Genomic DNA, 17,785 nt, shown 5'->3' on the forward strand with positions numbered 1-17,785 from the left:
CCCTGGGGGGACCGATCGGGAGGGGGCCCGCCCATGCGAGCCATGGTGTACCGAGGGCCGTACAAGGTCCGCGTGGAGGAGAAGGACGTCCCGGGGATCGAGCACCCGAACGACGCGGTGGTGAAGGTGGTACGGGCGGCGATCTGCGGCTCCGACCTGCACCTCTACCACGGGATGATGCCCGACACCCGGATCGGGCACACGTTCGGGCACGAGTTCATCGGGGTGGTCGAGCAGGTCGGCGCGTCCGTGCGGAACCTGCAGGTCGGGGACCGCGTGATGGTGCCGTTCAACATCTTCTGCGGGACGTGCTTCTTCTGCGCGCGGGGCCTGTACTCGAACTGCCACAACGTGAACCCGAACGCGACCGCCGTCGGCGGGATCTACGGGTACTCGCACACCACCGGCGGCTACGACGGGGGCCAGGCGCAGTACGTGCGGGTGCCGTTCGCGGACGTCGGACCGCGGGTGATCCCGGACTGGCTGGACGACGAGGACGCGCTCCTGATGACCGACGCGCTGTCCACCGGGTACTTCGGCGCGCAGCTCGCGGACATCGCCGAGGGCGACACGGTCGCGGTGCTCGGCGCCGGCCCGGTGGGCCTGTTCGCCGCCCGGTCCGCGTGGCTCATGGGCGCGGGGCGGGTCGTCGTGGTCGACCAGCTCGACTACCGGCTGCGCAAGGCGGAGGAGTTCGCGTACGCCGAGACGCGCAACTACACCCACCACGACGACATCGTGGTCGAGATGAAGAGGGCCACCGACGGCCTGGGGTTCGACCGGGTGATCGAGGCCGTCGGTGCCGAGGCGGACGGCAACCTGGTCCAGCACGTCACCGCCGCCAAGCTGAAGCTGCAGGGCGGGTCCCCGGTCGCGCTGAACTGGGCGATCGACGGCGTCCGCAAGGGCGGGACCGTGTCCGTCATGGGGGCGTACGGCCCGATCTTCTCCGCGGTGAAGTTCGGCGACGCGATGAACAAGGGCCTGACGCTGCGGATGAACCAGGCGCCGGTCGCACGGCAGTGGCCCCGCCTGCTCGAGCACATCCGCAACGGCTACCTGAAGCCGTCGGACGTCATCACGCACCGCATCCCCCTGGAGCACATCGCCGAGGGGTACCACCTGATGTCGTCGAAGCTCGACGGGATCATCAAGCCGGTCATCATCCCGGACGAGGACTGAGGGGCAGACCATGCCGTACCGCGCCGAGAAGCCGCCGCTGCCGGAGACCCCCGAGCAGCTCCGCGCCCGCATCCCCGGCTGGGGCGCCGACCTCGACCCCGCCGACCGCCCCTCCTCCCCGCGGGAGCGGACGGACCTGGAGACGGGCGCCCACTGGGACCTGCCCGAGCAGCAGCCCGAGACGTCCCCCCGGGAGCGCTCGATCGAGCACGAGAGGCTCACGCCGGTCTTCGGCACCGCGCAGCCGCTGCACGGCCCGGCGGGGGCCGTCCGCCGGTACGCGTACGAGCGGTTCAGCGAGGGCCGCGCGGCGCACTGGCTGCTCCTGATCGCCGCCGACCGGGTCGAGTCGACCACCGCGCACCTGCGGTCGCTGGCGTCCACCCGGCCGGACGACCCGGTCACGGAGACGGGCGTGCTGTCCGAGCTGCGGCACCACCCGGTCGCCTCCCGCCGCGGGCGGGTCGACGTGCGCCACCAGGTGCTCGACCCGCTGCTCGTCGCGGGCCCGTGGATCGCCGGCGGGGTCGTCGCCGTCGCCGTGGTGCGGGGGCTCGTGCGGCGGCGCTGAGGGGCGCCGGGCCAGGGCCCTCCCGGCGTACCCTGGTCGCCCCCGCCACGCGACCACCGGGAGCGACATGACGAACCTCGAGGCCGTCGCGACGGAGCGCGTGTGCACGCCGGTCGCCGAGCCCGCCGCCGGCGCCGGCCTGCCCGCGGGGACGGAGCTGCTGGAGCCGCGCGACGTGCCGCTCGGCGGCATCCGCGCGATGACCGTGCGGCGCACGCTGCCGCAGCGGGCGCGGTCGTTCGTCGGCGCCTGGTGCTTCCTCGACCACTACGGGCCCGACGACGTGGCGGCGACCGGGGGGATGCGCGTGCCGCCCCACCCGCACACCGGGCTGCAGACGGTGTCGTGGCTGTTCTCCGGGGAGATCGAGCACCGCGACAGCCTCGGCACGCACTGCCTGGTCCGGCCCGGGGAGGTCAACCTCATGACCGCCGGGCACGGCATCAGCCACTCCGAGGACTCGACGGACGCCACCACCGTGCTGCACGGGGTGCAGCTCTGGACGGTGCTCCCGGAGGCCCACCGGGACGTCCCGCCGGCGTTCGACCACCACGTGCCGCCGGTCGTGCCGCTGCCCGGCGGCCGGGTGCAGGTGTTCCTCGGCTCGCTCGCCGGGTCGACGTCCCCGGTGCCGACGTTCGCCCCGCTGCTCGGGGCGGAGGTGCGCCTGCGCGCCGGCGAGGCGCACACGTTCGAGGTCGACCCCCTCTTCGAGCACGGCGTGCTGGTCGACACCGGCACCGTCGAGGTGGACGGGGTGGCGGCCCCGCTCCACCACCTGCTCTACCGCGCGCCGGGCGCCCGCACGCTGACGCTGCGCGCGGGCGACGAGGACGTCCGGGTGCTGCTGATCGGCGGGCGGCCGCTGGGCGAGCGGATCGTCATGTGGTGGAACTTCATCGGCCGGGACCACGACGAGGTCCTCGCCGCCCGCGGACGGTGGCAGGCGGAGGTCGCCGGCACCGCCCCGGGCCCGTCGCGGTTCGGCCGTGTCGAGGGACATCCCCACCCGCCGCTGCCGGCGCCGCCCATCCCCGAGCTGCGCCTCAAGCCGCGCAGCTGACCGCCGGACGAGCGGCTGCGTAGGTGGTGGCTGGCGCCGACTAGGTGGTCCCGGGCGCGACATGCTGGCCGATCGCGACAGCGTGACGACGCGGGGGGCCGGTGGAGACCGAGGGGTTCGGGGTGACCGTCCGGGCGGTGCAGCGCTGGCTGCCCCGGGGCCGGGACGTCCTCGTGCGCGGGGAGCGCGGGTCGGGCAGGACGAGCGTGCTCGAGGCGCTGCTGACCGACGCGTCGCGTCGCGGGACCACCGCCGTGCTGCTGCGGGCGTCCGGTCCCGGCGACCTCGCGGCCCTGCTGGACCACGCCTCGGCGCCGGTGCGCACGCCGGACGCGACCGCGCTCGCGGACTGGCTCGTCGAGGAGCTGCCGACCCGGCGCAGCCTCCTGCTGGTCGACGACGCCGACCGGGTGGACGCCGGGAGCCTGGCGGTCGTCCGCCGCGTGCTCGGGCGCACCCCGTGCCTGCTGGTCGCGACCACGACGGCCGACCCGCTGCTGCACGGGTCGGCGGCCCTCCGGGAGGTGCTACTGCACCGCCCGCCCGCCGTGGTGCGCGTGCAGCCGTTCGGGTTCCGGGCGGTGTCCGGCCTGCTCGCGGCCGTGCTCGGAGCGCCCGCGGACGCCGGGCTCACCGCCGCCGTGATGGCGCAGACCGGGGGGAACCCCCGCGCGGTGGTCGCGCTCGCCGACGCCGCGCGGGCGTCCGGGGCCGTCCGCCGCACGGACGGGCTGTGGGTGGACGCCGGCGACGCGGCCGACGTCCCGGTCGAGGCGGTCGCGTTCACGTTCCTCGCGGACGCGCCGCGCGAGCACGTCGAGGGGCTGGAGCTCCTGGCGGCGACGGGGCCCGTCCCCGCCGAGGTGGCGGACCTCCTCGTGCCCGCACCGGTCCTGGCCGAGCTCGCCGACGCGGGCCGCGTCGTGAGCCACGAGACCCCGGGGTCGGGGGAGGTGCTCGGGGTCGCGCCCCCGGCCCTCGCCCACGCCCTGCGTGCGCGGGTCGGTGCGGTCCGCCGCCGGCAGCTGGCCGCCCGCGTCACGGCCGCCGCGGGCGCGGCGTTCGCCCCGGTCGGGCCCCGTCAGGACGACCTCTCGGCCGTCCTGCTCCGCGAGGCCCCCGGGCAGGACGACGCCTACTGGAGGTGGACGGCCGAGCTCGCGGGCCTGGTGCGGGAGCGGGCGACCGTCGAGGAGGCCGCCCGGCGTTCCGCGTGGGTCGCCGCCCCCACGCTCGCGACCGCGAACGCCTACCTCGCGCTGCTCATGCGCCGTCCCGCGACCGAGCAGCTCGCGGCGGTGTTCGCGGGGACCCACCCGGGCGCGCGCGACTCCGCCGAGGACCGCGTCCTCCACGCGTACTACCGCATGCGGTGGGCGGCGTGGGCGGGCCTCCCGGACGAGGACGCCGAGGCGGGGATCGCGCGCGTCGGCGCCGACCTCGGCCCGCTGCTGCGGCTGCGCGACCTCAAGCGCCGGCTCGTCGCCGACCTGGCCGCGGGGCGCCCGCCGCGCGAGCTCGCCGACGAGCGGACGGACGCCCCGTCGCTGCGGTTCCTCCGCGGCTGGCCGGAGGTGGTGCGTGCCGCCGCCCTGCTCGAGGCGGGCCGGCCCGCCGAGGCGCTGCGGGCGTGCGGGCCGGGCGCCCCCGACGGCGCCGACCCCGAGGTCGTGCACTACCGGGCGGCGCTGCGGGGCGAGAGCCTGCTGATGTCCGGGCGGATCGCCGAGGCCGAGCAGTGGGAGCGCCGGCTGCTCGACGCCGCCTCCGACGCGGTGGACGCGCTGGGCATCCGCGTCCACGCGTGCGTGCTGGCGGAGGTCCTGTACTTCGCCGGGCAGCCCGACGCCGCGTGGCGGGTCGTGAGCACGTCGCTGCGGCTCGGCGCGGCGGGCCCGATCGAGACGACGTTCCACCGCCGCGGGCTGACGCTCGGCGCGGTGCTGCAGGCCCACGCCGGCAACCCCCCGCTGGCCCAGGTGCTGCTGCGGGAGCTCGACAAGACCCCGCAGTCGTACCACCCGCTCGTGCGCTCGCTGCGCGTCCTCGCGCACGTCGCCCTCGCGACCGTCTCGGGCGACAGCACGGCTCCGGGGCAGACCGCGTGGCAGGCGGGGCAGCGGTACGCCGAGGCGGGCCTGCTGCAGCCGGCGCTGCTGGCCTGGGTCGGCGGCCCGGCGAACCTGACCCCGGCGCGCGCCGCCACCGTGCGGGAGGTGCTGGCGCGGACCTCCGTGCCGCTGCTCGAGCCGTACGTGCGGCTGCTGCTGGCCGTCGCGGACCGCGACGTGGAGGAGGTCGCCCGCCACCTGGCCGCGACGCGCGCCGACGTCGCGCCGGCGCTGGTGCGGGCCGGGGAGGACCTGCTGGGGATCGCCCCGGCGGACCCGGGAGGCGCCCGGCCCCGGCTGGTGCGCGTCGAGCCGCTCTCCGGGCGCGAGCAGGAGGTCGCCGTCCTCGCGCGGGAGGGCCTCACCAACCGGCAGATCGCCGACCGGCTCTACCTGAGCGTGCGCACGGTCGAGAACCACATGAGCCGCGCGCTCCGCAAGCTCGGCTACGTCACGCGCGCGGAGCTCGCGGGGTGGCGGGCGGGCTGACGTCCGGGCCGTCCGCGCGCCGCACGGGCACGCCCTGGCGCAGCGCCCGCGGGATCTCCGCGACCGCGTCCACGGCGGCGACCAGCCGCTCGGCCTCGGCCGGCGACGGGCCGGACAACCGCACCGCGTACTCCACACCCGTGGACGCCCACGTGACCGTGTCGAAGCCCCCGGTGGCGGTCACCTCCGCACCGTCCAGCGGGACCCCGAGCGCCGCCGCCTCGCGGAACAGGTCGTTCAGGACGCAGCCGGCGACCGCGAGGTGCAGCAGGTGCGCGCCGGTGAACGCACCACGGACCTCCACGCCGCCCTCCGTCCAGCGGTGGGGGAGCCGGGCTGTCGCCCCCTCGACGTGCAGCGAGCCGGCAGCGACGGTGACGGCGTACTCCTCGGGGACCGGCACGGGTCTCCTCCTCACCGACGAACGCGGCGGACGGGCGGGCGCACTACCCAGTGCAGCACGGACCGAGCGGCGTCGGAACCCTCAATCGGCCCCCGGGAACCCCTGACGGGAGCGGTCCCAGTACCCATCTCGGCCCCGCCCGGGCACCCAGGGGCACCTGAGGGGTCGGGTGGGTGGCCTAGAAAGGTCCGGTCGGTGGGGTCCGCAGCGGCTGACGGGCCCCACCGGCACCCACCAGCCCCGGTGCCCGGCACCCGCCCCCCGCCGGGCACCGGTCCCCCGGGATGAGGGTCGGTCCCCCTGGTCGGGATCGGTCCCCCGGGTGAGGATCGGACCCCGGGTGAGGATCGGCACCCCGGGTGGGCGCCGGCCCGCTGTCGGGCGCCGGTTCGCCGGCGGGCGAGCGTGATCCCGGTCACGGCAGGGTCCGCCGACCTGCGACGACGGACCCCCTCCGCCGCGCCCGCTGTGAGCGTTCACCCGAGGGGACGCCAGGTTGTTGACCGCTGCACCATCCCAGGTCCATAGTTCTGTCCCGACGGTGCGCATCGCCTGCCCCCTGCGCGGTGCGCACCGTCGATGACGTCCCGGGCCGGGAGTCCCGCAGAGCCGCGGGTCAGGCGTCCCGGAGGTCCGCCGGTGAGGCACCCGGCGAGCGCGGTCCAGGCCCCCGGCGGGCGGTCCGTCCCCGGCGCCTCCTCGCGGGCGTCCTGCGGTCCGGCACCTCGCGGGCGTCTTCCGGTCCGGCACCTCGCGGACGCCTTCCCGTCCGGCACCGGCGGCCCCGGTCGCACGGGGCCCCGGACCGAGCCGCCGGCCCCTGCGCGACCCGCCGGAATCCGCGTGATCACCCGGCACGGCGGCGCGTCACACCCTGCGCCCGAGCCACGGCGGATAGCGTGCTGCGGGTGAAGGTCCCCGCTCGCCGCCCCGCCACCGGACAGCCGGCCGCCTCCTCGGAGGCCGCCGTCCCCGCGCCGCGCGCGGACGCCCCCGCGACGGGCACCGAGGACGCCGGACCCCGGCCGGAGCGGCACGCCACGCCCGGTGGCGACGCCCCCGCGCCCGACGCCGGCCCCGTCCTCGTCGAGCCCCCCGCGCCCGAGGAGCTCGTCGCCGGCGCCACCAGCACGTGGCGCGCGGCGCTCGTCGAGGCGGCCGGCGGGTCCACGCTCGCGGACGTCGAGCTGCTCGGCGACGCCGCGCTCGACCTGTCCGCCGCCCACCCCTCCGGTATCGCCCAGCTGTTCGCCGGCCGGGAGACGCGGCTGTCGAACCTCGTGCGCGAGGGTGCCGCCCTCGGCACGGCCCGTCGGCGCGCCCGCGCGGTGGCGGCCCGGGCCGCCACGTACGCGCAGCAGTACGGCATCGCGCCGACGTACCTGGCGATCGGCGTCGCCTCCTGGACCGAGCACAGCACCCCGGACGTCGCCACCGACGACGTCGCCGCCATCGCGACCGCGACGCGCGAGACCGGCGGCGCCCGGCCCGCGGGTGCCGAGGAGGACACGGCGGGACCGGCCACGGTCGCCCGCAAGGTCCGCGCGCCCGTGCTGCTGCGTCCCGTGTCGCTGACGGCCCGCGGCACGGCGGAGAGCGACTACGAGCTGACCCTCGAGCCGTCGCTCGAGGTCAACCCGGTGCTGGCGCGCGCGCTGCGGTCGCGCGGTGCCCTGCTGGACCCCGGTGCGGTCGCCCGCAGCGCGTTCACCGGATCCGGCTTCGACCCCCGTGACGCCGTCGCCCGCCTCACCTCGCTCGGGACCGCCGTGCTGGACGACTTCCAGCTCGTGGACCGCATCGTCGTGGGGACGTTCGTCCACCCGGGGCAGGTGCTCGTCGACGACCTCGACCGGCTCGCGGCCGGGCTGGAGCGCCACGAGGTCGTCGCGGCGCTCGCGGGCGTCACGGAGGCCGTCGAGGCGCTCGCCGTGCCCCTGCCGTCCCCGGTGCGCGGCGACCGCGACCCGGCGGCCGAGCGCGGCGTGGGCGACCTCGACCCGGCCCAGCAGCACGTGCTCGACGTGGTGGCCGGCGGGGCGCACGTGTTCGTCGACGCCCCAGCCGACAGCGACGTCACCGGCACGCTCGCCGCGCTGGTCGCGGACGCCGCCGCCGACGGCCGCACGGTGCTGTACGTGCCGGGGCACCGTCGTGCGGCCGTCGCGCTGCAGGAGCGGCTGGAGCGGCTCGGCGTCGGCGAGGTGCTGCTGGACGTGGCGCCCGACGCCGCCTGGCGCGCCGCGTCGGTCCGCCGCCTCATGGGCGCCATGACGCTGGACGTCGACCCCGGCGACCCCGCCGGGACGGCCGAGCTGCGCCGCCGGCTCGTCGAGCGCCGGGAGCGCCTGCGCGGCTACGTCGACGCGCTGCACCTGGTGCGGCGGCCGTGGGAGGCGTCCGCGTACGACGCGTTCCAGGCGCTCGCGCGGCTGACCGCCCAGCGCCCGGCTCCGCGGACGACGGTGCGGCTGCGCCCGGACGTCGCGCGAGCGCTCGACGCGGACCGGCGCCGGGCCGTCGCGGCGGACCTTGCCGAGGCCGCGCGCGCCGGCGCGTTCACGCTGCGTCCGGTCGACACCCCCTGGTACGGCGCGGTGCTGCTCTCCGACGCCGAGGCGGCCGACGCGCTGCGCCGGGTGGAGCGGCTCGCGGGCGACGACGGGCTCCCGGCGCTGCAGCGTCGGATCGCGGAGGTCGCCGACGTCACGGGATTCACCCCCGCGACGACGCTCGCGACGTGGGCCGAGCAGCTCGAGGTGCTCGCGGGGGTCCGCGGGGCGCTCGACGTGTTCCAGCCGCTGGTGTTCGAGCGCAGCCCCTCCGACATGGTGGCCGCCACCGCCTCGAAGGCGTGGCGCGCGGAGCACGGCAGCCCGATGGGGTACTGGCTGCGCCGTCGGCTGCGCAAGCAGGCCAAGGACCTGCTGCGACCCGGCCGGCCCGTCGCCGACCTCCACGCGGCGCTCGTCGACGTCCAGCGCCAGCGGGAGATCTGGCAGGCGCACTGCCCGGCGGGCGGCTGGCCCCGGCTGCCCGAGGGCCTGGCGGACATCGAGGCGGAGCACCGCGCCGTGCGGGCCGACCTCGACGCGCTCGCGCCGGTGCTGGCCGGCACCCCGGAGGGCGCGGAGCTGCTGCACCGGCCCGTCGCCGACGTGCTGGACCGGATGCGCCGGCTCGTGGCCGGCTCCGGCGCGCTCACCGACCTGCCCGGGCGCACCCGCCTCGTGCGGTCGCTGGTCGCGGACGGCCTCGGGGACCTCCTCGACGACCTCGCGGACCGCCGCGTCCCGGCCGACCTGGTGACCGCCGAGCTCGAGCTCGCGTGGTGGAGCACCGTGTTCGAGCAGGTCCTCGCCGCCGACCCTGCGCTCGCCGGCTACGACGGCCGGACGCTGGGAAGGCTCGCCGCCGAGTACCGCGAGTTCGACCTCGCGCACACCGCGGCGCTCGCGGGCCCGGTGCGCGCCCGCGCCGCGGCGCACGTGCGCTCCGCGATGGCGGCCCACCCGGACCAGACCGAGGCGCTGTTCGCCGAGCTCGTCGAGGACCGGCTCACCGGCCTGCGGGAGACCTTCGAGCGGTACCCGGACGTCGCGCGCCGGCTGCGCCCCGTGCTCGCCGCCGCCCCGATGCTCGTCCCGCAGGTCCTGCCCCCGGCCCGCACGGTGGACCTCGTGGTGCTCGACGCGGCCGCGCACCTGCCGGTCGAGGTCGCGCTGCCCGCCATCGCCCGCGGCCGCCAGGTCGTGGTCGTCGGCGACCGCCGCTGCGCGTCCGGCACGGCCGTGCGGGAGCTCGCGGACGTCCTGCCGACGGTCCCGCTGCGCGCCGACGCGTCCCGCCGCGACCCGTACCTCACGGCGTTCCTCGCGGCCCACGGCTACGGCGACGTGCTGTCGCCGACCCCGCTGCCCACCGCGACGGCGGCCGTCGGGCACCACCTCGTCGACGGCACCGGCATGCCCGACGGCTCCGGGGCCGTGCAGAGCACGCGCGCCGACGTCGACCGCGTGGTCGAGCTCGTCATCGAGCACGCGCTCACCCACCCGGAGGAGTCGCTCGCGGTGGTCACCGCCTCCGCCCTGCACACCGCACAGGTGCGCGAGGCGGTGCTCGCCCAGGTGCGGGACTCGCCGTCGCTCGCCGCCTGCCTCGACGGGTCCCGGCCCGAGCCCTTCGTGGTCACGGACCTCACGAACGTCGCCGGGCTGCGCCGCGACGCGCTCATCCTGTCGCTCGGGTTCGGGCGGACGCCCCACGGCCGGGTGCTGCACCGGTTCGGGCCGATCAGCGGTCCCGGTGGCGACGCCCTGCTGCTCGCGGCGCTCGGCGTGACGCGACACCGCCTCGACGTGGTGTCCTGCTTCGCCACGGCCGACATCGACCCCGAGCGCCTGCGCGGACCCGGGCCCCGGCTGCTGGCCGACCTGCTGCGGTTCGCCGAGCGGCGTGCGGCGGGCGAGACGGACACGGCGGTGGAGCCGGTGGTGGTCGACGAGGCCGCCGGTGGCAGCGTCGTCGCCGGTGCGACCGACGACGCGGGGCACGACGCCGGCACGTCCGCGGACGCGGCGGTGCCGGAGACGCCCCTGCCGGACGCCGCCCCGGCGACCCGGGAAGACGCCACCGCCGAGCCCGACCGCCTGGTGGTCGACCTCGCCGAGCGGCTCTGGCGCCACGGGCTCGTCGTGGAGCTCGACCACGGGCTGCCCGGCGGCCTGCACCTGCCGCTCGCCGTGGGGCACCCGGACCTGCCGGGCGAGCTGCTGGTCGCCGTGCTCACCGACGACGACGCGTACCTGGGGGAGCCGAGCGTGCGGGTGCGCGACCGGCAGGTCGCCGAGCGCCTCGAGCGGCTCGGGTGGAGCGTGCTGCGCGTGTGGTCCGCAGCCGCGTTCCTCGACCCCGCCTCCGAGGTCGACCGCATCCGCCGCGCGCTGCACGCCGTGGCCGACCGCCGGATCGCCGAGGCCGAGGCCGAGCGCCGCCGGGGCCTGCTCCTCGTGCCCGAGGCGCCACTGCTCGTCCCCGAGGCGCCGCTGCTCGACGACGACGGCCGCGGACCGGCCCCGACGCTCACCGGGTTCGCGGTGCCGCCGACCGGCGGGCTGCCCGCCGGAGGGGGTGCGCGCCCGGAGGAGGTCCGCGTGCCGGCTCCGGGCGGCCGTGGCGCCGACGCGGGCGTCACCGGGCCCGAGGAGGTCCGCGCACCTGCCGTGGCGGCGGACCGGGAGGCCGGGAGCACCCCGACCGGCGCGCCGGAGGAGGTCCGGTCCCCGGCCCCGACCGCGTCGGCGCCGGGTGGCGCCGCCGGGGCGACGTGGACGCCGCCGCCGGCCCCTGCTGCGACGGGCTCGGATGCGACGGGCCCGGGTGCGACGGCGCAGGCGCAGGGCGGGACGGACACGGGCGCTTCGCCCGCCCGTCCTGCCGCCGAGCGTGCCTCCGCCGGGCCGCGCCCGTCCACGTCCCCGATCCCCGCGACCGCCTCGCAGATCCCCGGTGTCATGGAGGCCGCGGCTCCCATGACCGGCGCGGTCCGCGCCGTGCAGCCGACGCTGGCGGTGCCCGGCGGGCCCCGGCCCGACGTGCGCCCGGGCCTGCCGATCAGCGCCTACTCCGACGACCAGCTCGACGACCTCGTGGCCTGGCTGGTGTCGGACGGCAGCGAGCGGACGCCGGAGGAGCTGGGCGCCGCGCTGCGCCGGGAGCTCGGCGTCACGCGGCGCGGGGCGCGGGTCGACTCGGTGGTCGCGGCGGCCGTGCGGCGGGCGACCAGCGGCAGCTGAGACCGCGCGCTGCGGCGGACGACCGCTCCGATCGCGAGCGTGCGGCGGGCGACCGCTGCGATCGCGACCGTGTGCCGGCGCCTGGATGGGACGGCCAGCGCGCGGCGGGTGTCCCCTGCGAGCGCGGAGGGGCGGGCGTCGGAGATGACGCCCGGGCCCGGCCGCTCGCGGTCACCAGTGCGGCGGGACGTCCCGGAGCAGGCGGTCGTCGTTCGAGTCCGACCGCTCGTCGCCCCAGCCGGTGTCCGAGTCGTCGGCGCTGCGCCCCGGGATCACGGGGGCGTCGTCCACCGCGCGGCGGGTCGGGGGCGTGGCGGCGGGTCGGGGCTCGGTCGGCGGTGTGGTCACCTCGCCAGTGTCCCACCGACCCGGGTGGCGGTCAGGTGTCGCGCACAGGCGGCACCGCGTGGTGCCGGTGCCGGCCGGCGTCAGATCGGGGGCTGCGGTGCGGCGTGCGCGCCGGGACCCGAGGCGGCCGGAGGCGCGCCCGGGGCCGGGGGCGGCGTGGCGCCCTGCCCGGCGGCGAGCAGGTCGCGGATCTCCTGGAGCAGCAGGATGTCCTCCGACGGGCGGGCCGGCTCGGCCTCGATGCCCCGCTTGCGGCGCTCGGCCAGCTTGTTCAGCGGCAGCACGATGACGAAGTAGACCGCCGCCGCCGTGATGAGGAACTGCAGCAGCGCGTTGAGGATCACGCCGACGTTGATCTCGGCGTCGTTCCGGCCGCTGATGACCCAGAGCTCGGAGATGTCCGGCTTGCCGAAGATCATGGCGATGAGCGGGCCGATCAGCCCGCTCTGCACGGCCGTGACCACCGCGCCGAACGCGGCGCCGATGACGACGCCGACCGCGAGCTCGACGGCGTTGCCCCGCGAGATGAAGTCCTTGAACCCCTGGAAGACGCCGGAGAGGCCCCGCGCGCGCTCCGTGGTGCTGCGCAGGCCCTGGCGTAGTGCGTCGCTCATGTCGTGAACTCCTCCGGTGCCCGTCGTGAGCACGTCCGGTGCCGGGTGGTCCGGGCATCATCCCACGATGACCGCACCGAGCACCCGGGAGGATGCGGCCGCCCCCAGGGACACGGCCTCGTCCGGTCGCACCGCGAGCAGCACCGGCCCGTCGGCGGCGGACCCGTCGCGCAGGCCGTCGCCCCCGTCAGCCGCAGCCGCTCCCGGCCCGTCCGCCGCGCCGCCCGCGGCGTCCCCGGCGCCGCCGCCCGCGGGGGCGAGCACGACGGCGCCGCGCGCCACGCGCTCCGGCTCGTCGCCGTCCAGGACGGGCGCGGCGACCACGTCGACGAGCACGCCCGGGCGGAGCAGCGCGGCCACGCCCGCGTCCGCGAACCGCACGGGCACCACGACCGTGCCCTCCGGCGGGACGGCGGCCTCGTCCGCGAGCAGCTCCGGCACCAGCGGGAGCCCCTGCGGCACCGCGACGAGGAGCGGGCGGCCCGTGACGTCGTCCGCTCGCGGGACGTCGCGGTGCGGGACGAGCGCCGGCGGGACCTGCTGCAGGTGGACGTCCCGCGGCCGCAGGACGGCGCCGGCCGGCAGGTCCCGGGCGGCGACGGGTACCTCGACGGTGGGCGGGTCGGGCGGCCGCACCTGCTCGACGACGGCCACCACCGCGAGGGCGGCGCACAGGGCGGCGAGGGGGCGCCGGGCCCGCCAGGCGAGCAGCCGCAGCGCCCGCCGGGTGGCGGGGGAGATCCGACCGGTCAGGGGCATGCCGCGACGCTAGGCGCGGGGGAGCGACCCGTCCGGCCGCGGCGGGCGCGGGTGGGGACGGCGCGCCGTGCGGCGTCCTGTGGAGGAGCGGGTGCCCGCGTCGCGGGCGGGACCGCTCGGGCTCAGCCGGCGGCGGGCTTCGCGGCGGACGAGGAGGAGGACGTCGAGGACGTCGACGTGCTCGACGACCCGCCCGACGACGACCCGCCCGACGACGAGCTGCCCGACGACGAGCTGCCCGACGACGTGGTGCTCGACGACGACGAGCTGCTCGAGCCCGAGGTCCGGCCGGACCGGGAGTCGGTCCGGTAGAAGCCCGATCCCTTGAAGACGACGCCGACGGCGGAGAAGACCTTGCGCAGCCGGCCGCCGCAGCTCGGGCACTCGGTGAGCGCCGCGTCGCTGAAGGACTGGTGGATGTCGAAGGCGTGGCCGCACTCGGTGCAGGTGTACGAGTAGGTGGGCACTGCTGTCTCCCGCGGATGACGTGACCTGGTGGGGGAGGGGCCGGTCGTCCGCGCGGTGGTCGGCGGCGGGCCTGGCACTCTCCGTGTCCGAGTGCCAATGATACGCGCCCCCGGGATGTTCCCCCGGAGCGGGCGCGATCAGGCGCCCAGGTGGTACCAGCGTTCGGGGGTCGCGACCATGTCGACCCTGCGGTCGTGGGGCTCGCGCGGCAGGGGACGGACCTCCGCGTCGTAGAGCTCCTCGGCGAACACCAGGGCGATGACCGGGGTGCCGGGGCGTGCGTGGGCGAGGGCGCGGTCGTACCAGCCACCGCCCTGGCCGAGGCGGGTCCCGGACGTGTCGACGGCGAGCGCCGGGGCGACGATCACGTCGGCCTCCGCGAGCGCCTCCGCCCCGAGGGACGGCGTCGAGGGCTCCGGCGGGCGTCCGGGTGCGCGCTGCAGCAGGTCGTGCCGGCCGGCGTACCGCGCCCACTCGCGCTGCAGCCCCGCGCCGAGGACGGGCAGCAGCACCTCGATCTGCCGCCCCGCGAGGGAGTCGAGCAGCGGGCCGGTGTCGGGCTCGGTGGGTCGCGCCGAGTACACCGCGACGCACCGGGCGTCGGCCAGGGCGGGGATCGTCTCGACGACGTCGACGAACGCGTCCGCCGACTCCGTGCGCCTCCGGGCCGACCGTGCCTGCCGGGCCGCGCGCAGGAGGGCCCGGAACTCGTCCTTCACCTCGGTCACCGTGCTGCCCTCGGAGACGTGCGGGTACGGCTGGGCGACGGCGCTCATGCCCCTAGTGTCGCAAACGCCCGGGGGCCGCGGCAGGACCAACGGCGGACAGCGCGTCGGCGCGAGCCCCGGGCGGGACCCGCGGGCGGGCCGTCCCCGGCGCGGTGCGTGCGCCCGCCGCAGCGCCCGCCGGGCAGAATGCGGGCATGAGATCCGTGCAGGACCAGCTCGCGGCGGTGCTGGCCGCGGTGGGCCCGGTGTCCCCGCTCGACGTCGTGCTCTCCGACGCGGCGGGCTGCATCCTCGCCGAGGACCTGGTCGCCCCCGCCGACGTGCCCTCGCGGCCGGTCGCCGCGTGCGACGGGTACGCGGTCGCGAGCGGGGACCTGCACGGTGCGGGCGCGCCGGTGCTCCCGGTCGCCCACGACGTGCTGGCGGGGGATCCCGCCGCGCTGCGCCTCGCGCCCGGCCAGGCGGTGCGGATCGCGTCGGGCGGGCCGGTGCCCGCGGGTGCGGACGCCGTCGTCGCCGCGGAGGACACCGACCGCGGGGCCGTGCGCGTGACGCTGCACCGGCTGCCCGTGCCCGGCGTGAACGTGCGGCCTGCCGGCGCGGACACGGCCCGGGGGTCGGTCGTCCTGGCCGCGGGGACGCGCCTGGGCGCTCGGCAGCTCGCCGTCGCGGCGGCCAGCGGCCGGGGGCGGCTGCGCGTGCACCCCGCCCCGCGCGTGGTCCTGGTCTCGACCGGGTCCGAGCTGACCGAGCCGGGCACGCCCCGGCGCGACGGCGGCGTCTACGAGGCCGCCGGCCACGCGCTGGAGGCGGCCGTCCGCGACACCGGAGCGACACCGGTGCGGGTGGGCGTGGTGACGGACGACCGCGCCGTGCTGAGCGAGGCGCTCGAGGACCAGCTCGTGCGCGCGGACGTCGTGGTGACGACCGGGGGGCTGTCGGAGTCGCAGCACGACACGCTCGCGGACGTGCTCGCGCCGCTGGGCACCGTCCGGTTCGACCAGGTCGCGATGGCGCCGGGCTACCGGCACGGCTTCGGGACGGTGGGCGGTGGCGCGGGGGCCGTCCCGCTGTTCGCGCTGCCGGGCCACCCCGTCGCCGCGCAGGTGGCGTTCGAGGTGTTCGTCCGCCCCGCCCTGCGCGCGATGGCGGGGCACACCGACCTGTTCCGGCCGTCGGTCGCGGCGCGTGCGGACGTGGGCTGGGAGTCGCCGGCCGGCGTGCGCCAGTTCGTGCCGGCCGCCGTCGTGGGGTCGCCGAGCGAGGGCTACCGCGTGACGCCGGTGGGCGACCCCGGTGTGCCGTCGGTGACCGGGCTCGCGCACGCGAACGCGCTGGCCGTGGTGGGCGAGCAGGACACCGCCGTCGTGGCCGGGCAGGTCGTGCACTGCCTGGTGCTGGAGGGCTGATGCCGCGCGGCTGGCCGGTCGTGCTGACCGACGGCGACGTGGCCCTCCGGCCGCTGCGCCGCACCGACGAGGCGGTGTGGATGCGGCTGCGCGCCGCGAACGCCGCGTGGCTGGAGCCGTGGGACGCGACCTCGCCCGAGCCGCTCAGCGGGCGGCGCCCCACGTTCCCGCAGTTCGTGCGGACGCTCGACCGGCAGGCCCGCTCGGGGTCGTCGCTGCCGTTCGCCGTCGAGCACGAGGGCGAGCTCGTCGGGCAGCTCACGGTCTCGGGCATCACGTACGGCTCGCTGTACTCGGCGTCGATCGGGTACTGGATCGCGCGGCACGTGGCGGGGCGCGGCATCACGCCGACGGCGGTGGCGCTCGCGACGGACCACTGCTTCGCGGGCCTCGGGCTGCACCGCGTCGAGGTGAACATCCGCCCGGAGAACGGCCCGTCGCTGCGCGTGGTGGAGAAGCTGGGGTTCCGCGACGAGGGCCTGCGTGAGCGTTACCTGCACATCCAGGGCCGGTGGTGCGACCACCGGACGTTCGCCCTCACGACGGAGGACGTCCCCGGCGGGCTGCTCGCGCGCTGGCACGCGGCGCGGACGCCGCGCGCCTGACGGGCCGGGCGCGGGACCGGGGAATCACACCGGTGTGATTTCCCCGCGGACACGCCGCGACGGGTCCGGTCGCACCGCGCGCGCGGCCCCTACCGTCGTGGAGTGTACGAATTCGCCGGACCGGCCGCCCTCGCGGTGGTCGTCCTGTGGATCGCGTACCTGGTGCCGCACAAGCTGCGGCACCGGCAGCAGCTGCTCGAGTCGCGGACCGACGACCGGTTCTCCGACGCGTTGCGGGTGCTGGCGGTGACGGGCCCCGCGGGGTCGGGTCGGCGCCGGCGTCCGGACGCGGCACGGGGGGTCCGGCAGGACTGCGGCCCGGTGGACAAGCGAGCCGGGTTGCTCACCCCGGGCACGGGGACCCGGCTCGCCGGAACGGACAGAGGAGCCACGGACGTGGACCGACCGCACGGGACCCAGGACAGGATCGGCGCCGACGCAGCCCGCCGCGCCGCGCAGCTCCAGGCCGCCCACGCCGCGGCGACCGCCCGCCGTGGCGCCGCCGCCCGCCGCCGCGGGGTGCTCGCGGGCGCGCTGCTCGTGGCGACGGCCGCCGGGTGGGTCGTCGTCGCGGCGACCGCCGTCGGCGTGCTCGCCGGGCTGGTGCCGACCGTGCTGCTCGCGACCGTGCTGGGCCTCGGCCGCCGCGCCGTCGTGCAGGGCCAGGCCGCCGAGGTGGAGTGGGAGCGGCGGATCGCCGAGGCGCACGAGGTCGCCCGCTCCCGCGCGTCCCGCCCGGCCCGGACGCACGCGGCGGGTCGCGCGGTGCACCCCTCGTCGGCGGACACCCAGGCGATCACCCGCGTCCGCGTCGACGAGGCGCCGGCCGGGCGTCCCGTCCGGGACGGCGGGCGCGAGGGCGACACGTGGTCCCCGGTCGCCGTGCCGCGGCCGACCTACGCGATGAAGGCGCCCGCACCGCGCCGCGAGCCGGCTCCGCTGGGCGAGGTCGAGGGTTCGACGCACGCCGCTCCGGCGCGCACGCCGGTCGCCGACCGCGACCTCGCCCCGGTCGCGACGGGCGCGCCCGCCGAGGCCCCGGCCGCCGAGCAGCCCGCGGAGACCGGCGCCGCGCCCGCCGTGGCGGAGGCCGGACGGGCCGCCGAGCCGCTCGCCGCGCCGGAGCCCCCGACGGGGTCGATCGACCTGGACGCCGTGCTCGCGCGGCGTCGCGCGGCCGGCGAGTAGCCGCGCACCGCGGTGTCGTGAGCACCCCTCACCGGGTGCTACGCTGTTCACC

14 protein-coding genes are annotated in these 17,785 nt (G+C 77.9%); 8 read left to right on the top strand and 6 right to left on the bottom strand.

The annotated features are described in order from the left end of the window. Nucleotides 1-33 precede the first annotated feature (33 nt). The 4 genes from AAHH18_RS03325 (at nt 34) to AAHH18_RS03340 (ending at nt 5,416) form a co-directional block, all read left to right on the top strand. Nucleotides 34-1,182 carry a zinc-dependent alcohol dehydrogenase gene (locus AAHH18_RS03325; RefSeq protein WP_343300565.1) on the top strand — a complete coding sequence of 383 codons (1,149 nt, stop codon included), beginning with the start codon at nt 34-36 and terminating at the stop codon, nt 1,180-1,182. Nucleotides 1,183-1,192: 10 nt separating this feature from the next. Continuing rightward, nucleotides 1,193-1,753, top strand: a complete 561-nt coding sequence (locus tag AAHH18_RS03330) for a hypothetical protein (RefSeq protein WP_343300566.1) — start codon at nt 1,193-1,195, stop codon at nt 1,751-1,753. A 67-nt stretch (nt 1,754-1,820) separates the two neighbouring features. Beyond that, complete coding sequence (locus AAHH18_RS03335) at nt 1,821-2,816, top strand: pirin family protein (protein WP_343300567.1); 996 nt, start codon at nt 1,821-1,823, stop codon at nt 2,814-2,816. A gap of 101 nt (nt 2,817-2,917) precedes the next feature. After that, on the top strand, nt 2,918-5,416 hold the full coding sequence (locus AAHH18_RS03340) for a LuxR C-terminal-related transcriptional regulator (protein WP_343300568.1): 2,499 nt from the start codon (nt 2,918-2,920) through the stop codon (nt 5,414-5,416). Here AAHH18_RS03340 and AAHH18_RS03345 read toward each other — a convergent pair. Continuing rightward, entirely contained in the window at nt 5,379-5,819 is a 441-nt protein-coding gene (locus AAHH18_RS03345) for an OsmC family protein (RefSeq protein ID WP_343300569.1), read from the bottom strand. The genes AAHH18_RS03340 and AAHH18_RS03345 overlap by 38 nt on opposite strands. Nucleotides 5,820-6,727: 908 nt before the next feature. Here AAHH18_RS03345 and AAHH18_RS03350 point away from each other — a divergent pair. Continuing rightward, nucleotides 6,728-11,614 carry a hypothetical protein gene (locus AAHH18_RS03350; RefSeq protein WP_343300570.1) on the top strand — a complete coding sequence of 1,629 codons (4,887 nt, stop codon included), beginning with the start codon at nt 6,728-6,730 and terminating at the stop codon, nt 11,612-11,614. Nucleotides 11,615-11,785: 171 nt separating this feature from the next. On the opposite strand, the gene AAHH18_RS03355 is transcribed toward AAHH18_RS03350, so the two are convergent. The 5 genes from AAHH18_RS03355 to AAHH18_RS03380 all read right to left on the bottom strand — a co-directional run bounded on the left by AAHH18_RS03355 (nt 11,786) and on the right by AAHH18_RS03380 (nt 14,579). Further along, nucleotides 11,786-11,962, bottom strand: a complete 177-nt coding sequence (locus tag AAHH18_RS03355; RefSeq protein WP_343300571.1) for a hypothetical protein — start codon at nt 11,960-11,962, stop codon at nt 11,786-11,788. 80 nt (nt 11,963-12,042) lie between these two features. Then, nucleotides 12,043-12,576, bottom strand: a complete 534-nt coding sequence (mscL, locus tag AAHH18_RS03360; protein ID WP_343300572.1) for a large conductance mechanosensitive channel protein MscL — start codon at nt 12,574-12,576, stop codon at nt 12,043-12,045. 57 nt (nt 12,577-12,633) lie between these two features. Further along, nucleotides 12,634-13,335, bottom strand: coding sequence for an SAF domain-containing protein (locus AAHH18_RS03365; protein WP_343300573.1), 702 nt, complete (start codon nt 13,333-13,335; stop codon nt 12,634-12,636). Nucleotides 13,336-13,457: 122 nt separating this feature from the next. Further along, nucleotides 13,458-13,802 carry an FmdB family zinc ribbon protein gene (locus AAHH18_RS18295; RefSeq protein ID WP_459349074.1) on the bottom strand — a complete coding sequence of 115 codons (345 nt, stop codon included), beginning with the start codon at nt 13,800-13,802 and terminating at the stop codon, nt 13,458-13,460. Nucleotides 13,803-13,940: 138 nt separating this feature from the next. After that, nucleotides 13,941-14,579 (bottom strand): 5-formyltetrahydrofolate cyclo-ligase, encoded by a 639-nt coding sequence (locus AAHH18_RS03380; RefSeq protein WP_343300574.1) that lies wholly within the window; start codon nt 14,577-14,579, stop codon nt 13,941-13,943. A gap of 146 nt (nt 14,580-14,725) precedes the next feature. Here AAHH18_RS03380 and AAHH18_RS03385 point away from each other — a divergent pair, with 146 nt between their 5' ends. The 3 genes from AAHH18_RS03385 (at nt 14,726) to AAHH18_RS03395 (ending at nt 17,733) form a co-directional block, all read left to right on the top strand. Next, entirely contained in the window at nt 14,726-15,940 is a 1,215-nt protein-coding gene (locus tag AAHH18_RS03385; RefSeq protein ID WP_283321335.1) for a molybdopterin molybdotransferase MoeA, read from the top strand. Beyond that, nucleotides 15,940-16,545 carry a GNAT family N-acetyltransferase gene (locus tag AAHH18_RS03390; protein WP_283321333.1) on the top strand — a complete coding sequence of 202 codons (606 nt, stop codon included), beginning with the start codon at nt 15,940-15,942 and terminating at the stop codon, nt 16,543-16,545. Before AAHH18_RS03385 ends, AAHH18_RS03390 begins: the two co-directional genes overlap by 1 nt. 102 nt (nt 16,546-16,647) lie before the next feature. Continuing rightward, nucleotides 16,648-17,733 carry a hypothetical protein gene (locus tag AAHH18_RS03395; protein ID WP_343300575.1) on the top strand — a complete coding sequence of 362 codons (1,086 nt, stop codon included), beginning with the start codon at nt 16,648-16,650 and terminating at the stop codon, nt 17,731-17,733. Nucleotides 17,734-17,785: the final 52 nt, after the last annotated feature.

The sequence above is a fragment of the Cellulomonas olei genome (assembly GCF_039548315.1).
Lineage (GTDB): Bacteria > Actinomycetota > Actinomycetes > Actinomycetales > Cellulomonadaceae > Cellulomonas.